1 protein-coding gene is annotated in these 629 nt (G+C 59.6%); it reads left to right on the top strand.

The window, feature by feature from the left end; translation table 11 throughout:
* Nucleotides 1-296 precede the first annotated feature (296 nt).
* Nucleotides 297-629: hypothetical protein (locus tag EN935_RS41680; protein ID WP_206534717.1), on the top strand; the 333-nt coding region annotated here is incomplete at its 3' end.

Genomic DNA, 629 nt, shown 5'->3' with positions numbered 1-629 from the left:
TCCTTCAACTGCGCGTCGTGCGCGGCTTGGTACTGCTTCAGCTTCTGATCGGCCGCCTTGGCATCGGCATCGGCCTTTTGCGCCGCAGCTGCCGGATCTGGTTGCGGCTGGCCAGCCGAGGCCTTCATCTTCTCGGCAAATTCATCGATGGCCGCGTCCATCGAACGGCCCGGCCGGAATGGTGCGACGGCAAATTTGAGCAATTCAGCAGCGAAAGGCGCCGTTTCTGGTTTCGACTGCACCATCGGCGCCAACTGCGCCAAGGTGGTGCCCAATGCTGAAAGAAATTCGGTACGATGCTGCTTTTCGGCATTCTCGTCGGGCTGAATGGTGCTGTCAGTCTCGATGTCGAGATTGAACGGTCGCATGCGCTGGTCCTGGAGCAAGTCCATCACCTGCTCGATGGTAACGGTTTTCTTCAGCTCCTCGACCTGCTGGCTGATCTGCTGCAACTGGCCTTGTGCCTGCTGCATGATCTGCTGTGCGGCTTCCGGGTTCTGCTTGGCCATCTGAGCGATTTCGGGATCAGACTGCGCCTGCTGAAGCTCCGCAGCGATCGACTTGCCTTGGGCCTCCAGCGCTTTCACCTGCTTCGAAATATCGGCGTTGGCGGGCAGGTCCATCTGCGC

Source organism: Mesorhizobium sp. M7D.F.Ca.US.004.03.1.1, assembly GCF_003998635.1.
GTDB classification, from domain to species: Bacteria; Pseudomonadota; Alphaproteobacteria; order Rhizobiales; family Rhizobiaceae; genus Mesorhizobium; species Mesorhizobium loti.
This window is presented reverse-complemented; position numbering and strand designations above follow the sequence as displayed.